Origin of the sequence: Ectopseudomonas khazarica (genome assembly GCF_017915135.1) — a bacterium.
GTDB lineage: Bacteria > Pseudomonadota > Gammaproteobacteria > Pseudomonadales > Pseudomonadaceae > Aquipseudomonas > Aquipseudomonas khazarica.
In genome coordinates this window covers 4,208,357-4,226,898 of sequence record NZ_CP068551.1, presented here as the reverse complement: position 1 = coordinate 4,226,898, position 18,542 = coordinate 4,208,357, and the positions used below count along the sequence as shown (strand labels likewise).

General features: G+C 65.6%; 18 protein-coding genes. 8 read left to right on the top strand and 10 right to left on the bottom strand.

The features are described 5' to 3' along the window. Positions 1–12: 12 nt before the first annotated feature. From JLK41_RS19905 to dksA, 4 genes are all read right to left on the bottom strand, one after another. Complete coding sequence (locus JLK41_RS19905) at positions 13–2,967, bottom strand: sensor histidine kinase (RefSeq protein WP_037050768.1); 2,955 nt, start codon at positions 2,965–2,967, stop codon at positions 13–15. Further along, a complete protein-coding gene (locus JLK41_RS19900; RefSeq protein ID WP_003244646.1) occupies positions 2,951–3,127 on the bottom strand; it encodes a hypothetical protein in 177 nt (58 codons plus the stop codon). Before JLK41_RS19900 ends, JLK41_RS19905 begins: the two co-directional genes overlap by 17 nt. A 107-nt stretch (positions 3,128–3,234) precedes the next feature. Further along, positions 3,235–4,119, bottom strand: a complete 885-nt coding sequence (gene gluQRS / locus JLK41_RS19895; RefSeq protein ID WP_210389663.1) for a tRNA glutamyl-Q(34) synthetase GluQRS — start codon at positions 4,117–4,119, stop codon at positions 3,235–3,237. Between the two features lie 134 nt (positions 4,120–4,253). Beyond that, entirely contained in the window at positions 4,254–4,700 is a 447-nt protein-coding gene (gene dksA / locus JLK41_RS19890; protein ID WP_047591187.1) for an RNA polymerase-binding protein DksA, read from the bottom strand. A 256-nt stretch (positions 4,701–4,956) separates the two neighbouring features. Between dksA and JLK41_RS19885 the strand changes: the two genes are divergently transcribed. Both JLK41_RS19885 and sfsA read left to right on the top strand, forming a co-directional pair. Next, positions 4,957–6,138, top strand: coding sequence for a pyridoxal phosphate-dependent aminotransferase (locus tag JLK41_RS19885; RefSeq protein ID WP_210389662.1), 1,182 nt, complete (start codon positions 4,957–4,959; stop codon positions 6,136–6,138). Further along, positions 6,128–6,835, top strand: a complete 708-nt coding sequence (gene sfsA / locus JLK41_RS19880) for a DNA/RNA nuclease SfsA (RefSeq protein ID WP_210389661.1) — start codon at positions 6,128–6,130, stop codon at positions 6,833–6,835. Before JLK41_RS19885 ends, sfsA begins: the two co-directional genes overlap by 11 nt. On the opposite strand, the gene JLK41_RS19875 is transcribed toward sfsA, so the two are convergent. Then, on the bottom strand, positions 6,832–7,149 hold the full coding sequence (locus JLK41_RS19875; protein WP_210389660.1) for a Rieske (2Fe-2S) protein: 318 nt from the start codon (positions 7,147–7,149) through the stop codon (positions 6,832–6,834). The two genes, sfsA and JLK41_RS19875, sit on opposite strands and share 4 nt — an antisense overlap. A 114-nt stretch (positions 7,150–7,263) precedes the next feature. After that, entirely contained in the window at positions 7,264–9,474 is a 2,211-nt protein-coding gene (locus tag JLK41_RS19870; protein ID WP_210389659.1) for a TonB-dependent hemoglobin/transferrin/lactoferrin family receptor, read from the bottom strand. Between the two features lie 174 nt (positions 9,475–9,648). Between JLK41_RS19870 and JLK41_RS19865 the strand changes: the two genes are divergently transcribed. The 6 genes from JLK41_RS19865 (at position 9,649) to JLK41_RS19840 (ending at position 14,782) form a co-directional block, all read left to right on the top strand. Beyond that, positions 9,649–10,719 carry a hemin-degrading factor gene (locus JLK41_RS19865; protein WP_210389658.1) on the top strand — a complete coding sequence of 357 codons (1,071 nt, stop codon included), beginning with the start codon at positions 9,649–9,651 and terminating at the stop codon, positions 10,717–10,719. 1 nt (position 10,720) lies between these two features. Next, the gene (locus JLK41_RS19860) at positions 10,721–11,608 is read left to right on the top strand and encodes a heme/hemin ABC transporter substrate-binding protein (RefSeq protein WP_210389657.1); all 888 of its coding nucleotides are present in this window, start codon (positions 10,721–10,723) and stop codon (positions 11,606–11,608) included. Further along, complete coding sequence (locus JLK41_RS19855; protein WP_037050749.1) at positions 11,605–12,642, top strand: FecCD family ABC transporter permease; 1,038 nt, start codon at positions 11,605–11,607, stop codon at positions 12,640–12,642. The genes JLK41_RS19860 and JLK41_RS19855 overlap by 4 nt, the downstream gene beginning before the upstream one ends. Then, on the top strand, positions 12,642–13,409 hold the full coding sequence (locus JLK41_RS19850) for a heme ABC transporter ATP-binding protein (RefSeq protein WP_134675630.1): 768 nt from the start codon (positions 12,642–12,644) through the stop codon (positions 13,407–13,409). The genes JLK41_RS19855 and JLK41_RS19850 overlap by 1 nt, the downstream gene beginning before the upstream one ends. 19 nt (positions 13,410–13,428) lie before the next feature. After that, the gene (locus JLK41_RS19845; protein ID WP_210389656.1) at positions 13,429–14,313 is read left to right on the top strand and encodes a ChaN family lipoprotein; all 885 of its coding nucleotides are present in this window, start codon (positions 13,429–13,431) and stop codon (positions 14,311–14,313) included. Between the two features lie 61 nt (positions 14,314–14,374). Further along, positions 14,375–14,782, top strand: coding sequence for a nuclear transport factor 2 family protein (locus JLK41_RS19840; protein ID WP_210389655.1), 408 nt, complete (start codon positions 14,375–14,377; stop codon positions 14,780–14,782). A 490-nt stretch (positions 14,783–15,272) separates the two neighbouring features. Here the strand turns inward: JLK41_RS19840 and JLK41_RS19835 are convergent, their stop codons facing one another. The 4 genes from JLK41_RS19835 to JLK41_RS19820 form a co-directional block, all read right to left on the bottom strand. Continuing rightward, positions 15,273–16,070 carry a Crp/Fnr family transcriptional regulator gene (locus tag JLK41_RS19835; protein WP_037057290.1) on the bottom strand — a complete coding sequence of 266 codons (798 nt, stop codon included), beginning with the start codon at positions 16,068–16,070 and terminating at the stop codon, positions 15,273–15,275. A gap of 105 nt (positions 16,071–16,175) precedes the next feature. Further along, the gene (locus tag JLK41_RS19830; protein WP_037057288.1) at positions 16,176–16,448 is read right to left on the bottom strand and encodes a TfoX/Sxy family protein; all 273 of its coding nucleotides are present in this window, start codon (positions 16,446–16,448) and stop codon (positions 16,176–16,178) included. Positions 16,449–16,548: 100 nt separating this feature from the next. Next, positions 16,549–16,893, bottom strand: coding sequence for a pentapeptide repeat-containing protein (locus JLK41_RS19825; RefSeq protein WP_037057286.1), 345 nt, complete (start codon positions 16,891–16,893; stop codon positions 16,549–16,551). Between the two features lie 84 nt (positions 16,894–16,977). Next, positions 16,978–18,540, bottom strand: a complete 1,563-nt coding sequence (locus tag JLK41_RS19820; protein WP_210389654.1) for a bifunctional aminoglycoside phosphotransferase/ATP-binding protein — start codon at positions 18,538–18,540, stop codon at positions 16,978–16,980. Positions 18,541–18,542: the final 2 nt, after the last annotated feature.

Genomic DNA, 18,542 nt, shown 5'->3' with positions numbered 1-18,542 from the left:
TGCTGTCGCTGTTTACATCGCTACGGACGTCGCCTCGACATGCCTTGGCAGGGTGACCCGAATTCGAGTGCCCAACTGGCGCTCGGGGTCGGCCGGGCTGTCGATTGTTATCTGTCCATAATGCTCTTCCACGATCGAATAGACCAGCGCGAGGCCCAGACCGGTCCCTTCGCCGGGGTCCTTGGTGGTGAAAAACGGTTCGAACAGGCGGTCGATGATGGCTTTGGGAATGCCGCTGCCTTCATCCTCGACGATCAGGTCGACGGTATGTTCGCTGGCTTCGCTGCGCACGCGGATCGCGCCGCCCGGAGGGGAGGCGTCACGGGCGTTGGACAGCAGGTTGATCAGCACCTGGGCCAGGCGTTGTGGGTCACCCTCGGCCCAGTGCTCCGGGTTGCAGAGGTTGTAGAACTGGATGTCGAAGTTGCGCTTGTTCAGTGACAGCAGGCCGATGGCGTCCTGCGCCACATCGGCCAGGCACACCGGTTCGTCGCTGCGCTGATGGCTGCCGGAGTGGGCGAAGCTCATCAGCGACTGGACGATGCGTGACACGCGCTTGGTCTGTTCGAGAATCTGCCCGCTGATCTCCGTCAGTTCGCCATCGTTCTCGCGCTCCTCGCGCAGGTTCTGCGCCAGGCAGGCGATACCGGTGATCGGGTTGCCGATCTCGTGGGCGACACCCGCCGCCAGGCGGCCGATGGAGGCCAGGCGCTCGGAGTGCACCAGCTTGTCTTCCAGCAACTGGGTTTCGGTCTGGTCCTCGACCAGCAGCACCAGGCCACTGTTGCCCGGTGCCAGCGGCTCGTCGATGGCGGCCTTGTGCAGGTTCAGCCAGCGGATCTGCCCGTCCAGGGCCAGGTGCTGCTTGTGCAGGTGCTGGTCGGGGCGTTCGATGAAGTCCTGCAGCAGGCTCTGCCAGGGTTCGGCCAGGGCGCTGAGGCGCGAGCCGACGATGCGCTGGGCGGGAATCTCGGTGAGCTCCTCCATGGCGCGGTTCCACATCAGGATTTCCTGGTCCTTGGCCAGCGAGCAGACGCCCATGGGCAGTTCCTGCAGGGTCTGCCGGTGGTAGCGGCGCAGGGCGTCGAGTTCGGCGGCCAGGCCGGTGAGACGCGACTGGTAGTCCTCCAGGCGGCTCTCGATGAAGTGGATATCCTCGGTGACGTAACCTTCGCTGCCGGACTTGTACGGCAGGAAGGTCTCGACGATGTCCTGCGCGACGCTGGGGCCCATCAGGCCGGACAGGTTGGCTTCGATGCGGTCGCGCAGGCGGCGCAGGGCATAGGGGCGGCCTTCGTCGAAGGGCAGGTGCAGGTCGCGCAGCGCTTGTTCCACCTCACGCTGGGCCGTCTTGGCGCCCAGCGGCTTGGCCAGCTGCGCGGCGAATTCCTGCGGGGTCGCGGCGACCAGTTCGCGTCGTTGCGGGCGGCGCACGTTGTCCACCGCGCAGGCCTCGGCGGCGCTCTTCTCCTCGGGGCTGGCTTCGGTGAACAGCGACACTAGGGTGAACACCAGCACGTTGGCGGCCAGCGAGGCGATGGCCGCCAGGTGCCAGCTGGCATCGTCGAGCACGTAGATGACGTTGAACAGCGGCAGGTAGAAGCCGTCCAGGTTGCCCAGCAGCGGCAGCAGCATGGTCAGGGCCCAGACGCAGATACCGGCCAGCAAGCCGGCGAGGAAGCCGCGACGGTTGGCGGTCTGCCAGTACAGCACCGAGAGCACGCCCGGGAGGAACTGCAGGGTGGCGACGAAGGCGACGATGCCGAGGTTGGCCAGGTCCTGCTGTGCGCCGAGCAGCAGATAGAAGCCATAGCCGGCCATGATGATGAAGGCGATCAGCGCGCGGCGTGTCCACTTCAGCCAGCGATAGATGTTGCCCTCGGCCGGTGGCTGGTACAGCGGCAGCACCAGGTGGTTGAGCGCCATGCCCGACAGGGCCAGGGTGGAGACGATGATCAGCCCGCTGGAGGCCGACAGGCCGCCGACGTAGGCGAGCAGGGCCAGCGCCTCGCTGTTCACCGCGATACCCAGGCCGAGGGTGAAGTATTCCGGGTTGGTGGTCGCTCCCAGCTTGAGGCCGGCCCAGAGGATCAGCGGCACCGCCAGGCTCATCAGCAGCAGGAACAGCGGCAGGCCCCAGCTGGCGCTGACCATCGCGCGCGGGTTGAGGTTCTCGGTGAAGGTCATGTGGTACATGTGCGGCATGACGATGGCCGAGGCGAAGAACACCAGCAGCAGGGTGCGCCAGGGACCTTCCTGCAGCGGCGTGTGCAGCGTGGACAGCGCCGCCTGGTTCTGCACCAGCCACAGTTCCAGCTCGTGGGGGCCGCCGAACACCCGGTAGAGCGCGTACCAGCCGATCACCCCCAGCGCCACCAGCTTGACCAGCGATTCGAAGGCGATGGCGAACACCAGGCCCTCGTGCTTTTCTCGGGTGGCGATATGCCGGGCGCCGAACAGGATGGTGAAGAGGATGATCAGGCCGCAGTAGCTCAGCGCCACCTTTTCCTGCAGCGGCTCGCGGCTGAGGATGCCGATGGAGTCGGCCACCGCCTGGATCTGCAGGGCCAGCAGTGGCAGCAGGCCGATCAGCATGAACAGGGTGGTCAGCACGCCGGCCCAGGTGCTGCGGAAGCGGAAGGCGAACAGGTCGGCCAGCGATGACAGCTGGTAGGTGCGGGTGATGCGCAGGATCGGATAGAGCAGCACCGGGGCGAGCAGGAAGGCACCGGAGACGCCCAGGTAACTGGCGAGGAAGCCGTAGCCGTACTGATAGGCCAGCCCGACCGTGCCGTAGAAGGCCCAGGCGCTGGCATAGACGCCCAGGGACAGGGTGTAGGTCAGCGGATGGCGGATGATCCAGCGTGGGATCAGGCCGTGTTCGCTGACCCAGGCAACCCCGAACAGCACCAGCAGATAGCCGGCGCTGATCAGGATCAGTTCGCTCAGGCTAAAGCTCGTCAGCATCGCGTTGGCTCTGGAGAATGAAGGTCACGACGATCAGGATCAGCCACAGCAGGTAGGGGCGATACCAGGCACCATTGGGGTCGATCCACCAGTCCATGATGGCCGGTGAGAACAGGTAGATCCCTACAACCAGGATCAGGACCAGTCGGTAGATATACATGTGGCATCTCGTCGAAAGATGCCGCGATGGTAAAGGAAGCGGCGCGTTTCAGGCCACCTGCTTGAGGGCTGGTAGTGGTGGCGCCGGTGTGACGCGGATTGCGCCCGTCAGCGCAGCTGCGCTTCGGCCAGGGTGCGGCTGCGTGGGATACGTGTGGCGTCCCAGTGGGCGATGCCCCATTCCAGCAACTGCCGGGGGGCGGCGCCCCGCAGCTCGGCGGGTGCCGGCTGGCCGAGCGCGCGCAGGGCGCGCAGCAGCAGTGGCCCGGCCTGGTCGGCTGGCAGTGGTGGTGAGCGATAGCTCTTGCCCAGCTTGTGGCCGTCCGGCTGGATGATCAGCGGCACGTGCAGGTAGCGCGGTTGTGGCAGCCCCAGCAGTTCCTGCAGGTAGAGCTGGCGCGGTGTCGAGTCGAGCAGGTCGGCACCGCGTACCACATCGGTGATGCCTTGCCAGGCGTCGTCCAGCACCACCGCGAGCTGATAGGCGAACAGGCCGTCGCGGCGACGAATGACGAAGTCACCGACTTCGCGGCCCAGGTGCTGATGGAACTCGCCTTGCACGCGGTCGATGAAGTGGTAGTCCAGCTCCGGTACGCGTATGCGGATGGCCGCATTCTGTTCGGCATGGCAGGCATTGCGGCAGAAGCCGGGATAGACCCCGGCATAACCTTCCAGCTGCTTGCGCGAGCAGATGCAGGCGTAGGCCAGGCCCTGACTGAGCAGGCGCTCGGTCACCGCCGCGTACTGCGCGTGTTGCTCGCTCTGGCGCTCCAGCTCGCCATCCCATTCGAAGCCATAGGTTTCCAGGGTGCGCAGGATCGCGTCCTGGGCGCCCGGGACTTCACGGGGCGGGTCGAGATCTTCCATGCGCAGCAGCCAGCGGCCGCCAACGGCGCGCGCATCGAGGTAGGAGGCGAGGGCAGCGACCAGCGAACCGAAATGCAGGTAGCCACTGGGCGTGGGGGCAAAGCGCCCGACGTAGGAGCTGTTCATCGAGGCGAGGCTGGGTCGAAGGGGTTGTTTTCTCCCCTCTCCCATTCATGGGTAAGGGGCCGGGGGAGAGGGCATGCGCTGAATCACCCTCTCCCCAGAAATGCAACGGGGCGCCTGAGCGCCCCGTCGTCGGATCAGGAACCGATCTGCTTTTCCTTGATTTCCGCCAGCGTCTTGCAATCGATGCACAGGGTCGCGGTGGGGCGGGCTTCCAGTCGGCGAATGCCGATCTCGACGCCGCAGGAGTCACACCAGCCGTAATCGTTGTCTTCGATCAGCTGCAGGGTCTCGTCGATCTTCTTGATCAGTTTGCGCTCGCGATCACGGGCACGCAGCTCCAGGCTGAACTCTTCTTCCTGGCTGGCGCGATCCGCCGGATCGGGGAAGTTGGCCGCTTCGTCCTGCATGTGGTGCACGGTGCGGTCGACTTCCTGCATCAGCTCCAGCTTCCACTTATTGAGGATGCTGGTGAAGTGAGCGCGCATCGGCTCGCTCATGTATTCCTCGCCCTTCTTCTCTTGATAGGGCTCGAAACCACGAATCAGCTGGCTGGTGCTTTGGGCTTTTTCTTTTGTGGGCATGGATGACGCCTCTCACTCTTTCGAATCCATCGCGCAGGTTATTCCATTGCCAGACGGTTTTCCGGCCCTGCGACTGCAAGCCGGCGAACTTACCAGATCGAATCGGGGCGCGCTACTCCCGGTTGTCTCTGCCCCTCCGGGGGGTGAATGAAATCTGCATGGGCCTGATCGGCAAGTGTAGCGGTGCCCGGCGTCCTTGCCGCTTGCCCGAGCAGCCCTGCTAGAATCCGCCGCTCGCAACCGTGAAGGCAGGCCCATGGCTCAGCTCTACAGTGGGCGCAGTCGCGCCATCGAACCCTTTCATGTGATGGCCCTGCTGGCGCGGGCCAACGAGCTGCAGGCAGCCGGTCACGACGTCATCCACCTGGAGATCGGCGAGCCGGATTTCACCACCGCCGAGCCGATCATCCGCGCGGGCCAGGCCGCCCTGGCAGCCGGGCATACCCGTTACACCGCCGCGCGGGGCTTGCCGCAGCTGCGCGAGGCGATCGCCGCGTTCTACGCCGAGCGTTATCGGCTGAACGTCGACCCGCAGCGCATCCTGATCACGCCGGGCGGCTCCGGCGCCCTGCTGCTGGCCGCCAGCCTACTGGTCGATCCCGGCAAGCACTGGCTGTTGGCCGACCCCGGCTATCCGTGCAACCGCCACTTCCTGCGCCTGGTCGAAGGGGCTGCGCAACTGGTGCCGGTTGGCCCGGACGTGCGCTACCAGCTGACTCCGCAGCTGGTCGAGCGGCACTGGGACTCCGCCAGCGTCGGCGCCCTGGTCGCCTCGCCGGCCAACCCTACCGGTACCCTGCTGCACAAGGACGAGCTGGCGGCCCTGGCGACGAGCATCAAGCAGCGCGGCGGCCATCTGGTGGTGGACGAGATCTACCACGGGCTGACCTATGGTTGCGATGCGAGCAGCGTGCTGGAGGTGGATGACGAGGCCTTCGTGCTCAATAGTTTCTCCAAATATTTCGGCATGACCGGCTGGCGCCTGGGCTGGCTGGTCGCGCCCGAGGCGGCGGTGCCGGAGCTGGAGAAGCTGGCGCAGAACCTCTACATCAGTGCGCCGAGCATGGCTCAGCACGCTGCGCTGGCCTGTTTCGAGGCCGATACCCTGGCCATCCTCGAAGAACGCCGCCACGAGTTCCAGCGCCGCCGCGACTACTTGCTGCCGGCGCTGCGCGAGCTGGGCTTCGGCATCGCCGCCACGCCTGAAGGCGCCTTCTATTTATATGCGGACATCAGCGCCTTCGGTGGCGATGCCTTCGCCTTCTGCCGCCACTTCATCGAAACCGAGCACGTGGCGTTCACCCCGGGGCTGGATTTCGGCCGTTATCAGGCCGGGCATCATGTGCGTTTCGCCTATACGCAGAACGTCGAGCGCCTGCAGCAGGCAGTCGAACGCATCGCCCGTGGCCTGAAGAGCTGGGATCCCGATGCGCTTTGATCCGCCCCTCGAAGAAGGGCGCCTGCTGCGTCGCTACAAGCGCTTTCTGGCCGATATCGAGACGGCCAGCGGCGAGGCGCTGACCATCCACTGCGCCAATACCGGGTCGATGCTCAACTGTATGAGCGAAGGCTGCCGCGTGTGGTTCAGCCGCAGCAACGATCCCAAGCGCAAGCTGCCGGGGAGCTGGGAAATCAGCGAGACGCCGCAAGGCCGCCTGGCCTGCATCAATACGGCGCGGGCCAATGCACTGGTGGAGGAGGCGTTGCGCGCTGGGCTGATCAGCGAACTGAACGGTTTCACCGCGCTCAAGCGTGAGGTGCCCTACGGAGTGGAGAACAGCCGCGCCGATTTTCGCCTGGATTTCCCCCGGGGGCCGACCTTCGTCGAGGTCAAGAGTGTCACCCTGGGCTTCGACGGCAGCGATGTCGCGGCCTTTCCCGATGCGGTGACGCAGCGCGGCGCCAAGCACCTGCGTGAGCTGGCAGCGCTGGCACGTGCCGGCGTGCGCACGGTGCAGCTGTATTGCGTGAATCTCTCCGGTATCGCCGCCGTGCGCGCCGCCGAGGAAATCGACCCGGTCTACGCGGCGGGGCTGCGCGAGGCCAAGGCGGCCGGGGTCGAAGTGCTGGCCTACGGCGCCGAGCTCAGCCCCGAGGGTATCTCGCTGGTTCGTCGTCTGGACGTGCTGGCCTAGGGCACGATCCAGACTCCGTCGGCGTCTTCCCGGCATTCCAGCGCTTGCAGCGCCTGTCCCTCGCAGGGGCCGGCCACGCATTCGCCGCTCTCGATCAGGAACAGCGCGCCATGGGTGGCGCAGCGGATCAGGCTGCCGCTGTCATCGAGAAATCCGTCCTTCTGCCATTCCAGGGCAACGCCGCGATGTGGGCAGCGGTTGAGGTAGGCGTGCACCTGGCCGTCGCGGCGTACGGCGAACAGGTTCAGTTGCTCAATCAGAAAGCCCCGGCTCTGACCTTCGGTCAGTTCCTGTGGGCTGCATAAGCGGATCATCGTGTTCTCTCGTGTATGCCCTTCTGCCATGGGTAGAAGGTGGCGCGTGGCGCCGTCAGCGAGGCCGATTATCCCGCAGGAAGGAGGAGGGCGCATCCATGCGCCAAGTGGAACTCAGAATTGCCAGGAGGCCGATACGCGGAACGTGCGGCCTGGCTCGCTGTAGTAGTCGACCGGCTGAGGCGTGCTGCGGCCGGCGGCACTGGGCACGTTGAGCGCATTCCAATACTTCCTGTCGAACAGGTTGAACAGGCCGGCCTGCAGCTTGACGCCGTCCAGGGCTGCGGGCTGCCAGTAGCCCGTCAGGTCGACCACCGCATAGCCCGGGGCCTTGAAGTCACTGTCATTCTCGACCTTGTCGCGACGGCGCGCGGCGGTCAGCATCAGGTCCGCGCCATGGCGCTGGCGGGTGTAGCTCAGGCCCAGGGTGCCGGTCAGCGGCGCGACCGAGTTCAGGTGCTGCCTGGTTTCGCGGTCCTTGCCCACGGCCCAGGCGATCGAGGACCAGAGCTGCCAGGACGGCATGACCTGCCAGTGCGCGCTGCCTTCGGCGCCGTAGATGCGCACTTTGTCGCGGTTGGCCATGACTTCGAAGAAGGTGGGGAATTCGCCCGCCTGGAAACCATAGTCCTCTTCGTCGGCGCTGATGCTGTCGATGAAGTTCTTGTAGTGGTTGTCGAACAGGCTGACCGAGCCCCCCAGCCGGCTGTCGCCGAGGCGGGCGCCGACTTCGTAGCCGGTGCTTTCCTCGGGCTTGAGGTTGGGGTTGCCTACCCGTGCGTAGCCCATGCCGGCGTTGGTGAAGGTGCTGTACAGCTCGTTGACGTCCGGCGCCTTGAAGCCCTGCGCCCATTGCGCATAGAGGATCGCCAGCTCGTGGGCCTGCCAGGTCAGGAGCAGGCTGCCGGACCACTTGGCGTCCTTGTTCTCGCTGAGCATCACGCTGTCGCCGGCGAGCACGTAGCCGCTGGTGGAACTGCTCGGCTTGTACGCGTAGTGGTCATAGCGCACGCCCGGCGTCAGGGTCAGGGTGTCGCTGAGGGCAATCTCATCCTTCAGGTAGAGGCCCTGCAGCGTACCGGGCGTCTTCGGCATTTCGGCCTGGTTGGTGTGCAGGTTGACGCAGGAGAAGTAGATGCCGGCTGGCGTGCTGCCCGGTTGCGGCGGGAAGGGAGGCACCAGCACGCTGGGGCAGGCATCGTAGCCGCTGCTGTACTGCTCGGCTTCCAGGCGGCTCCACTCCATGCCCAGGGTCAGGTCGTGGCGGCCCAGTTGTTTGCCCAGGCTGCTGCTGATGCCGTACTGGCTCTTCTCGATCTCGTTGGCGCGGCCGAAGGGGCCGGCCAGCGTCCCGGCGCGGGTGGCGTCGACTTCGTCCTCGCGATAGAGCTTCTGCCAGTAGACCACCGTGTCGGCCCAGTCCAGCAGGTTGTCGCTGCCTGCGGCGCGGTACTGATGGTCGAACGAGAGTCGCTTGCGCTCGTTGGTCTCGCGGGTGTCGTAGTGCCGGGGGTAGTTGGCCGTACCCTGGTTGATGCGGCTGTCCATGTCCTCGACGCGTTCGAACAGCTCGGCCGTCATGCCGATGCGGTGGCCTGCGGCGAGCTTCTGCTGGATCTTGAGTAGCAGGCTCTGCTGTTCGCTATCGCTGGGGTTGGCGGCGGTGCGCTGCGTGCCGAGCAGGTTGTCGTTGCCCTGGCTGTCGAGCTCGTGGCCCTGGCGGCCGCCGGCCTGGAGCAGCCAGGCCGTGTCGTTGATCCGACCGGCCAGGGCCGCATTCAACCCCCAGCTGCGGTCGGCACTGTCGTAGTCGCTCTTCACCAGGCCGGCGAAGCTGTCGTCGTTACCCAGCAGGTCATCCGGACTCAGGGTCCGCAGTTGCAGGGCGCCGCCAAGGGCCCCCGAGCCGAGCTGGCTGGAGTTGGCACCGCGAACCACGTCGATCGATGACAGGCTCTGGAAGTCGATGCTGTCCAGGCCGCCGTTGACTTCGCGCACCGCGTCGTTCAGCCAGGGCATGCGGATGCCGTCGATGGTGGTCAGCACGCGATCGCGATCCAGGCCGCGGATGTTGATGCTGTTGTTGCTGCGGTTGTAGTTCACCCCCGGTTCGGCGCGTCGCGACAAGTCATCGAAACTGCGTATCTGACGACGCTCGAGGGTCTCGGCATCGGTCCGGGTGGTGGTCGGCAACGGCTGCTCGGCCGCACTGGCGGTGACTTCGACATCGGGGAGCTCGGCCGGTGTATCGGCCAGGGCGAGGGAGGGGCACAGCATCAGTAACGCCAGCCATGGGCGGCGGGCATAGGGCGGGTGAAGGGGCATGGCAATGGCTCCGTGCGTGCTGGGCAGTTCTGCGACTGCCTGGTTGGCGACGACGCAAGACGGTAACCAGATTATTTATCTGATGCAAATAATTCTCATATAGATTATCGTTTGTAGATTGCCGTCGCTGTGCAGGAACAGCGGGCACGTCTTGCCGTGAGAGGAGTTGTCCTGATGAATAGTGTGAATCCCGCCGCCTTGCCGGCCATCGATCTGTACCGGGCCTGGCAGGCCCTGCGTCTCGAACAGCCCTGTCTGCGGGCCCGTGATGCGGCTGCCGTACTGGGTGTCAGCGAGGCCGAGCTGACCGCCAGTCGCCTCGGCGTGGATGCCGTGCGCCTGCGCTGTGACTGGCCCGAGTTGCTGCCTGCGCTGGGGACGCTGGGTTACATCATGGCGCTGACCCGCAACGAGCACTGCGTGCACGAGCGCAAGGGGCACTACCGCGAGGTTTCCGTCAGTGCCAACGGGGCGATGGGGCTGGTGGTCTCCGCCGACATCGACCTGCGCCTGTTCATGGCGCAGTGGGCCAGCGTGTTCGCCGTCGCCGAGAACGGCGAGCGTGGCGTGCAGCGCAGCATCCAGATCTTCGACCGCCAGGGGCTTGCGGTACACAAGGTCTACCTGACCGACAGGAGCGACGACGCGGCCTGGGCGCCGCTGGTCGAACGCTTCCGGGCCGAGGTGCAGAGTGCCGAGCTGGAGCTGCTGCCGCCGGCCGAGCGCAAGGCGCCGCGTGGCGACGATCAGGTCGATGTGGGGGCACTGCGTGCCGACTGGGCCGCGCTGAAGGACACGCATCACTTCTTCGCCATGCTCAAGCGCCATGATCTGGCCCGTACTCAGGCCCTGCGCCTGGCCGGTCATGAGTGGGCCGAGCCGCTGGCCAGCGCCGAACTGCCCAGGCTGATCGAGGCGGCGGCAGCGCGTGAGGTGCCGATCATGGTGTTCGTCGGTAACCGTCACTGCATCCAGATTCACACGGGGCCGGTGCGCAATCTGCGTTGGCTGGATAACTGGTTCAACGTGCTCGATGCCGAGTTCAACCTGCACCTGAGAACCCCTGGCGTGGTCGAACTCTGGCGCGTGCGCAAACCCAGCGTGGATGGCGTGATCACCAGCCTGGAGGCCTATGACGAAGAGGGTGAACTGGTGGTCCAGCTGTTCGGGGCCCGCAAGCCGGGCATGGCCGAGCGTGACGACTGGCGCGAACTGGCCGAGTCCATCGCGGCACTGGAGGTCTGACATGCGCTTGAGTGGAACCTTGGCGCTGTGCAGCGTCCTGCTGTTTGCTCCCCTGGCCGGTGCGGGCGAGCTGCCGCAACGCTGGGTCAGCTCCGGTGGCTCGCTCAGCGAGTGGGTAGTGCGCCTGGGGGGCGAGAGCAAGCTGGTCGGCGTCGATACCACCAGCCTGCATCCACAATCGCTGCAGCAGTTGCCGAGCGTCGGCTATCAGCGGGCCTTGTCGGCGGAGGGGGTGCTGTCGCTGCACCCGGACGTGCTGATCGGTAGCGAAGAAATGGGGCCGCCTCCGGTGCTCGCGCAGATCAAGGCCGCCGGCATTCGTATCGAGAGCCTGTCGGCCAGGCCCGATCTGGATGCGCTCGAAAGCAATGTGCTGCGTCTGGGTGAACTGCTCGGCAGGCCGCAGCAGGCGCATGAAGAGATCGCGGCCTATCGCCAGGCTCTGCAGCATCAGGCGGCCTGGGTCGCCAAGGCGCGCGAGCGCCAGCCGGCACCGCGTGTGCTGATGTTGCTCGGTCATGCTGGCAGCAACCTCATGGCGGCCGGCAAGGACAGCCTGGCGGTGTGGCTGATCGAGCGGGCCGGTGGCGAGAGTCGCACCGAGCACAGCGGCTACAAGCCGATCTGCAGCGAGGCCTTGCTGGCGATGGACCCACAGGTGCTGATCGTTGCCGACCGCAGTCTGCAGGGGGAAGAGGCGCGTCAGGCGGTGCTGCGGCAGAATCCGCTGCTGGCGCAGACCAGCGCCGTGCGTGACGGCCGTGTGCTGAGCCTCGATCCGACGCTGCTGGTGGGCGGGCTCGGTCCGCGCCTGCCCGAGGGGCTGGTCGAGTTGTCGGCGGCGTTCTATCCTTCCGAGCCAGCTCTGACGGCCGAACTCGACCGATGAATCCTGTTTTTCGTCCCCGCCCATTGCTGCTGGCGATGGGCGTCCTCCTGCTGCTTTCGTTCTGGCTGTCGCTGGCCCTGGGGCCGGTCAGCCTGCCGCTGGGCGATACCCTGCTGGCCGCGCTGCGCTTGCTGGGCCTGCCCATCGACGGGGAGGGCCTGCAGCAGGCCGAGCTGATCCTCGGTCAGATACGCCTGCCGCGCAGCCTGCTGGGGCTGTGCGTGGGTATCGTGCTGGCGCTGTCCGGCGTGGCCATGCAGGGGCTGTTCCGCAACCCGCTGGCTGACCCCGGCCTGGTCGGGGTCGCCGGTGGTGCCGCGTTGGGTGCGGCTGTCGCCATCGTCGGTGGCAGCATGATCGGCGGTCTGCCGTCAGCCATCGCGCCTTATCTGCTGTCGCTCTGCGCGTTCAGCGGCGGTCTCATCGTGACCGCCGTGGTGTATCGCTTCGGGCGTCGCGACGGGCAGACCCACGTCGCCACCATGCTCCTGGCCGGGGTCGCGCTGACCGCGATGTCCGGCGCCGGTGTCGGCCTGTTCACCTACCTGGCCGATGACGCCACCCTGCGTAGCCTGACCTTCTGGAATCTGGGCAGCCTCAACGGCGCCAGCTATCCACGGCTGTGGCCGTTGCTGCTGGTGACCCTGGCCATCGCCTTGTGGCTGCCGCGCCGCGCCGCGGCGCTCAACGCGCTGCTGCTGGGCGAGTCCGAAGCGCGTCATCTGGGATTCGATGTCGAGCGGATCAAGCTGGAGCTGGTGCTGTGCACGGCGCTGGGCGTCGGCGCTGCGGTGGCAGCGGCCGGCCTGATCGGTTTCATCGGCCTGGTGGTCCCGCACCTGATGCGTCTGCTGGTCGGCCCCGATCACCGGGTGCTGCTGCCGGCATCGCTGCTGGCCGGCGCCAGTCTGCTGCTGCTGGCCGATCTGCTGGCGCGCCTGCTGCTGGCGCCGGCGGAATTGCCGATCGGCATCGTCACGGCGTTGATCGGAGCGCCGTTCTTCCTTTATCTGCTGGTGCGGGGGCGAACCTGATGTTGCGCGCAGAACAGCTGAGCGTGCGCCGGGGCGGCAAAACCGTCCTGGGGGATATCGACCTGAGGTTGCAGCCTGGCGACGTGCTGGGCGTGCTCGGCCCCAATGGTGCCGGCAAGAGCACCCTGCTGGGGGCCCTGTGCGGGGAGTTCGAGGCGAGCGCCGGACGGGTGACCCTGGATGCACGCGCCCTGAGTGACTGGGACGGACGTCAGCGGGCCCGGCGGCTGGCGGTGTTGCCACAGAGTTCGACGCTGAGCTTCGCCTTCCCGGTGGAAGAGGTGGTCGGCATGGGGCGTCTGCCGCATGCCAGCGGGCGTGTGCGTGACGCCGAGATCGTCGCCATGGCGCTGCGCGCAGCCGATGCTGAGCACCTGCGTGGGCGCAGTTACCTGGCGCTGTCCGGTGGCGAGCGCCAGCGTGTGCACCTGGCGCGCGTGCTGGCGCAGCTCTGGCCGGGCGGAGAGGGGCAGGTGTTGCTGCTCGACGAGCCGACCTCGGCGCTCGATCCGCTGCACCAGCACACCACGTTGCAGGCGGTACGTGACTTCGCCAGCCAGGGTGCCGCGGTGCTGGTGATCCTGCATGACCTGAACCTGGCGGCGCGATACTGCGACCGTATCCTCCTGCTCCAGGCGGGACGCCCCCACGCCTTGGGCAGCCCCGACGAGGTGCTGCGGGCCGAGCCCCTGCGTGCGGTGTTCGGTCTGGACGTGCTGATACAGCGACACCCGGAGCGCGGCCATCCACTGATCGTGGCGCGTTGACTCGATGCTGGAGCTTGCCATGCGAATACTGTTGCTGTGTTGCCTGTCCCTGCTGGTCGCCTGCCAGTCCCGAGGCGTACTGCCACCGCCGTCTCCTATCGCCAGCGAGGGGCGCGACCACGCCGACCTGGGGGTGATACTCGACCTGCGCAGCGGTGAACGCATCACGCCGCAGCGACTGGTCGAGCGCCTGGCGCGGGCATCGCGGGTCGTGGTCGGCGAGCAGCACGACAACCCGGATCACCACGCCCTGCAACTGTGGCTGTCGCGTGAGCTGGCGGCCCAGCGTCCGCAGGGCAGTGTGCTGCTGGAAATGCTCAACCCGAGCCAGCAGGCCAGGGTCGATCAGGTCCGAGCCGAGACGCGTGCGGGGCGCCCTCCGCTCGACGCCATCCGGGCCCTGGCCTGGCAGCCCGGATGGGACTGGGCGATGTACGGTGCGCTGGTGCGTTACCAGCTGCGCCAGCCCTATCCATTGCTGGCGGCCAATCTGGACCGGGAAGAGATCATGCGCATCTACCAGCAGCGTCCGGCGTTGCAGGGGCAGGCCTCTACCGCTGCGGCGGTGCAGCAGCGGCTGCAGCGCGATATCCGCGAGTCGCACTGCGGCCTGCTCCCGGAGAGCCAGGTGCCGGCGATGCTGGCCGTGCAGCAGCAGCGTGATCGGCGCATGGCCGAGGCATTGCTGGCAGCGCCGCGACCGAGCCTGCTGCTGGCAGGTGCCTTTCATGCGCGCAAGGACCTGGGGGTGCCGTTGCACCTGGCAGACCTCGGAGCGGGGCAGGGCAATGCCGTGCTGATGCTGGCCGAAGTCGGGCGTCAGGTGGATGCATCGATGGCGGACTACGTCTGGTTCACCGCGGCGCAGCCGGAGCAGGACCACTGCGCCAAACTGCGACCCTAGCCGCCTTTCCCGGGATGGCTGCGGGGTATCCTCGGCGCTTTGCCGATCTGGAGCCTGCGCCATGCCCGCCGCTGTTCGCGACCTGCTGCACCGTTACTTCAATGCACTCAACGACCGCGATGTCCGTGCCTGTCTGGCGCTGGTCAGCGATGACCTGATCCTGGAGCCCAACCAGGGGGTCGCCGAGCATGGCCGCGCAGCCTTCGCGGACTACCTCGAGCGGCACATGCAGTGTTACCGCGAAACCCTCGAACGACTGGTGATCCTGACCGATCCGCAGGGCGCCCATGCGGCCTGCGAGTACCACGTCGCCGGGGAGTACCTGGCAACCGACGATGGGCTGCCGGAGGCGTGCGGGCAACGCTACGCGCTGCGGGTAGGGGCGTTCTTCGAGATTCGCGAGGGGCTGATCAGCCGTATCAGCCTGCATTTCAATCTGCCGGACTGGCTGGCGCAGGTCGACGACTGAAGCGGCCGCAGCGTGTTTCGTGCGGGCAAAAAAAGACCCGGCAAAGAGCCGGGTCAATAACCGTGATTAGCCTGATGAGGAGATAATCTGAAGAGTCCGACTGAATGGTCTCTTTAGCTTATCGACTGATCTCGCGATCAGATGGGGTAATAATAACAATTATCATTTATCGGTCAACGCCTTTTTGAGAATTTTTCTCATGAAACGCTGGTGGTGGAGAATCCTGCCGCGCAGGCAAAAAAAGACCCGGCAAAGAGCCGGGTCAATAACCGTGATTAGCCTGATGAGGAGATAATCTGAAGAGTCCGACTGAATGGTCTCTTTAGCTTATCGGCTGATCTCGCGACCAGTTGAGGCAATAATAACAATTCTCATTTTCATGTCAACGCCTTTTGAGAATTTTCTCGAAAACGGACGGCGGCCGCGATGAGCCTGCCCATAAACGCAAAACCCCGGCATCTGGCCGGGGTTTTCTGTCGGGAGGCGATGATCAGGATTCGCCAGGCTGGCGCAGCTGGGTGATTTCCTTGTTCAGCAGGTCGATGCGGCGGGCCATGCTCTCGATCAGGCTATGGGCGATGCGCGGGTTGCTCTGCATCAGGCTGAGGAACTGCTCCTTGGGGATCACCATCACCGTGCAGGGTTCGCTGGCGATGACCGTGGCGCTGCGTTTCTCGCGGGTGAACACCGCCATGGCTCCGAATATCTCGTCCTTCTGCACGTCGCCGACCCGCTGGCCGTCGACATAGGCTTCGGCGTGGCCTTCGATGATGATGAACACGTGGTCGGCTTCATCGCCCTGATGGATCAGTTCCTCGCCAGCGGCAAAGTGCTGGAAGCCGGTGGCCGGACGGATTTCCGGCTGCTTGAGACGCGCCAGGGCGTCGGACAGCAGCGCCGTGTGACCGATCAGGTAGTGGATGAACTGCTCCTGGCGTTGCTCGTCGGCGTGAATGTGCTGGAACACTTCGCTGCGCGAGAAGGGAATCAGGCTGATGGGCTCCTCGCTGCTGTAGCGGCAGCTGGGCAGGTCGATCCCCTGGCGCAGGCCGACCAGATCGCCTTCCTGCAGGTAGAACAGCGGACGCTCGTCGACCACCGCGTGGAGCAGGCCGCTCTCGATGATGAACAGCTGGTTGCCCGGCAGCTCCCGCGCCAGATCGTCGACTCGCTCCAGGCGAAGCGCTTCGCCTGCGGGTTGCAGCCCTTCCAGCAAGTGAGTGGGGATACTCTGCAGGCGATTGATCAACTGATCGGCGTAGGCCGGTTGCTCCCCGAGTAAATACATAACCGTAATTCCTTGAACTGGCTGGGCTGGCTGACCACACGAAGGTCCCTGAAACAATAGGCTGCGGCAGCGTTCGAGTAAATCACCTTGCGCTCGTGTTGTGAGCTAGCTCTTGTTGCAGGTCTGGGCTTCGTCCAGCTTGCCGTTCAGTTCTGCCTTGTGCGCAGGCGGAAGTTCATTCCAGTGCACGTCGAGCAGGGCGCCCTCGATGGCGTAGAGCAGCACCTTGGAGGCACGAAACCCACGGGCCCGCACGGCCCGATAGGCCCCGACGGCACCGTAGCGACGCAGGTCGTTGGCGCTGTGGATGCCCACGGCGTGAAGCCATTGCGCCGAGGTCTTGCCCAGGTTCTTCAGGTGTTGCAGTTCGTCGTTCATCAGGCCTCCATGCGTGCGGCTGAAAATCACGTTGGCATGCCTGCTACTCAGTGTAGCGGCCAATTGCCTTGGTGCTTGTTGCGTCGCTACATCTGCGCAGTCACTTCGTGCGATAGCGCAAGCGTGTGCCGAAGTTCACCGACATGAGGATCTCGTCCGCAGTCAGTTCGACGGGAAAGTAGGCGCCGGAAATCTGCGCGTGCGCCAGGCTCGCGCCTTCTATCCTGGCGTTGCGCAAGTCCAGGCCGCGCAGGTCGGCGCCACGGAAGTAGGCGTCGGTGAAGTTGATGCTTTCGGTGTCCAGATTGCGCAGGTCCAGGCCACGAAAGTCGCCGCCGGACAGGTCGACCTCGACGCCCTTGGGCTTCTGCGCATTGAAGCCTTGCACGTCGTCGTTATGCAGGAGGTGATAGAGCGGATGATCGAGCTGGCGTGGCTGACTCATGGCAGATACCGGTAGTGGTGTCACCGGCAGTATAGAAGCCCTGCCAGGCTTTGCCCGGCAGGGTGTGGCCAACCTCTGATGGGCTCAGATGCCGGGCAGGCGCTGGCGAATCTGCTCGACCAGGCCGTCGAGGCTGGCGCTGTCATGCGTGTCGACGCGCTTGCTGTGGCTCAGCTCTTCGCTGCTGAGCGCTTCGCGACCGGCCTGCTGGGCCTTGATGACGTCCAGGGTCGCATCGGAAGGGTCCGTGCCCTCGCTTTGCCGTTGCTCCAGCCAGCCGGCGATCACCGCCTCGGGTGCATGGCAGTCGAGAATCAGGAACGGCGCGCCAAGCTCCTCGGCAACTTCGCTGGCTGCCTCGCGCTGCGCCGCCTTGAGGTAGGTGGCATCGATCACCACCGGGAAGCCGGCCTGCAGGATCTGGCGGGCCAGCTGGTGCAGGCGGGTGTAGGTCGCCTGGCTGGCGTCCTCGCTGTAGATGCCGGCAGCCAGCTTGTCCTTGGCTGCGGCGTTCTGCTCGCCGAACAGGCGCTTGCGCTCGACGTCGGAACGCAGGCGAATGGTGCCCAGCGCTTCGACCAGGCGCATGGCCACGTGGCTCTTGCCGACGGCCGACACGCCGTGGGTGATGGCCAGGAATGGCGAGGGGATGGCGCTGTAGCTCTCGGCCAGGGCGGCATAGCCGCGGTACTGGCGGAGAATGACGGCGCGCTGCACCGGGTCCTGCTCCTGGCCCAGACGGAACAGGGCAACCTTGCCACGCACCATGGCGCGATAGGCCTTGTAGAAATTCAGCAGGTGCAGGGCAGCGTAGTCACCCGTGTGTTCCAGCCAGCCACTGATGAAGCGGCGTGCCAGGCACTTGAGGCCACGGTCCTCGAGGTCCATCGCCAGGAAGCCGATGTCCGCGGTGACGTCGGTCATGCGGAAGGGTTCGTTGAATTCGATGCAGTCGAACAGCACCACGCGGCCATCGATCTGTGCCGCGTTGCCCAGGTGGATGTCGCCATGGCACTCACGGATGAAACCCTGTGCCTTGCGCTCCGCCAGCAGCGGTTGCAGGCGATCGTAGCTCGACTGCGCCCAGGCCTCGAGTGCGTCGAGTTGCTGCAGGTCGTTCGCATCGCTGAGCATCGGGCGAATCTGCTCGAAGTTCTGCTGCACCGGTGCCATCACCGCCTCGGCGCTGCCCAGTGGGTGATCCTGAGGCACGACGGGGGCGTCCATGTGGAATCTGGCGATCTGCTCGGCAAGGACGTCGATGTGGGCGTCGCCCAGCTCGCCGCGTGCCTGGATGGCGCTGAGCAGTTGCTCCTGGGGGAACTGGCGCATCTTCAGCGCGTATTCGATGGCCGGTGTGCTGCCGTCGAGGCTGGGAGCGTCTTCGCTGCCACCGATGGCCACGACTTCCAGGTACAGGTCCTGGGTCAGGCGCTGGTTGAGGCGCAGCTCTTCTTCACAGAAATGTCGACGTGCGTCGAGCTCGGTGAAGTCGAGAAAACCGAAGTTGACCGGCTTTTTGATCTTGTAGGCATGCTTGCCAGTGAGCAAAACCCAGGAAATGTGGGTCTCAATCACCTGAAACCCTTCCACGGGATGCGGATACAGGGCCGGGTTCTGCAATGCGGCAATCAGGGCTTGGCTCACGT

Bases quoted from the DNA above. Each gene is read 5' to 3' on its own strand.
- dksA (WP_047591187.1), bottom strand. From the start codon at position 4,700: ATGCCCACAAAAGAAAAAGCCCAAAGCACCAGCCAGCTGATTCGTGGT.
- JLK41_RS19835 (WP_037057290.1), bottom strand. From the start codon at position 16,070: ATGTATTTACTCGGGGAGCAACCGGCCTACGCCGATCAGTTGATCAAT.
- sfsA (WP_210389661.1), top strand. From the start codon at position 6,128: ATGCGCTTTGATCCGCCCCTCGAAGAAGGGCGCCTGCTGCGTCGCTAC.
- JLK41_RS19840 (WP_210389655.1), top strand. From the start codon at position 14,375: ATGCCCGCCGCTGTTCGCGACCTGCTGCACCGTTACTTCAATGCACTC.
- JLK41_RS19845 (WP_210389656.1), top strand. From the start codon at position 13,429: ATGCGAATACTGTTGCTGTGTTGCCTGTCCCTGCTGGTCGCCTGCCAG.
- JLK41_RS19865 (WP_210389658.1), top strand. From the start codon at position 9,649: ATGAATAGTGTGAATCCCGCCGCCTTGCCGGCCATCGATCTGTACCGG.
- JLK41_RS19850 (WP_134675630.1), top strand. From the start codon at position 12,642: ATGTTGCGCGCAGAACAGCTGAGCGTGCGCCGGGGCGGCAAAACCGTC.
- JLK41_RS19830 (WP_037057288.1), bottom strand. From the start codon at position 16,448: ATGAACGACGAACTGCAACACCTGAAGAACCTGGGCAAGACCTCGGCG.
- JLK41_RS19875 (WP_210389660.1), bottom strand. From the start codon at position 7,149: ATGATCCGCTTATGCAGCCCACAGGAACTGACCGAAGGTCAGAGCCGG.
- JLK41_RS19900 (WP_003244646.1), bottom strand. From the start codon at position 3,127: ATGTATATCTACCGACTGGTCCTGATCCTGGTTGTAGGGATCTACCTG.
- JLK41_RS19905 (WP_037050768.1), bottom strand. From the start codon at position 2,967: ATGCTGACGAGCTTTAGCCTGAGCGAACTGATCCTGATCAGCGCCGGC.
- JLK41_RS19825 (WP_037057286.1), bottom strand. From the start codon at position 16,893: ATGAGTCAGCCACGCCAGCTCGATCATCCGCTCTATCACCTCCTGCAT.
- gluQRS (WP_210389663.1), bottom strand. From the start codon at position 4,119: ATGAACAGCTCCTACGTCGGGCGCTTTGCCCCCACGCCCAGTGGCTAC.
- JLK41_RS19870 (WP_210389659.1), bottom strand. From the start codon at position 9,474: ATGCCCCTTCACCCGCCCTATGCCCGCCGCCCATGGCTGGCGTTACTG.
- JLK41_RS19860 (WP_210389657.1), top strand. From the start codon at position 10,721: ATGCGCTTGAGTGGAACCTTGGCGCTGTGCAGCGTCCTGCTGTTTGCT.
- JLK41_RS19885 (WP_210389662.1), top strand. From the start codon at position 4,957: ATGGCTCAGCTCTACAGTGGGCGCAGTCGCGCCATCGAACCCTTTCAT.
- JLK41_RS19855 (WP_037050749.1), top strand. From the start codon at position 11,605: ATGAATCCTGTTTTTCGTCCCCGCCCATTGCTGCTGGCGATGGGCGTC.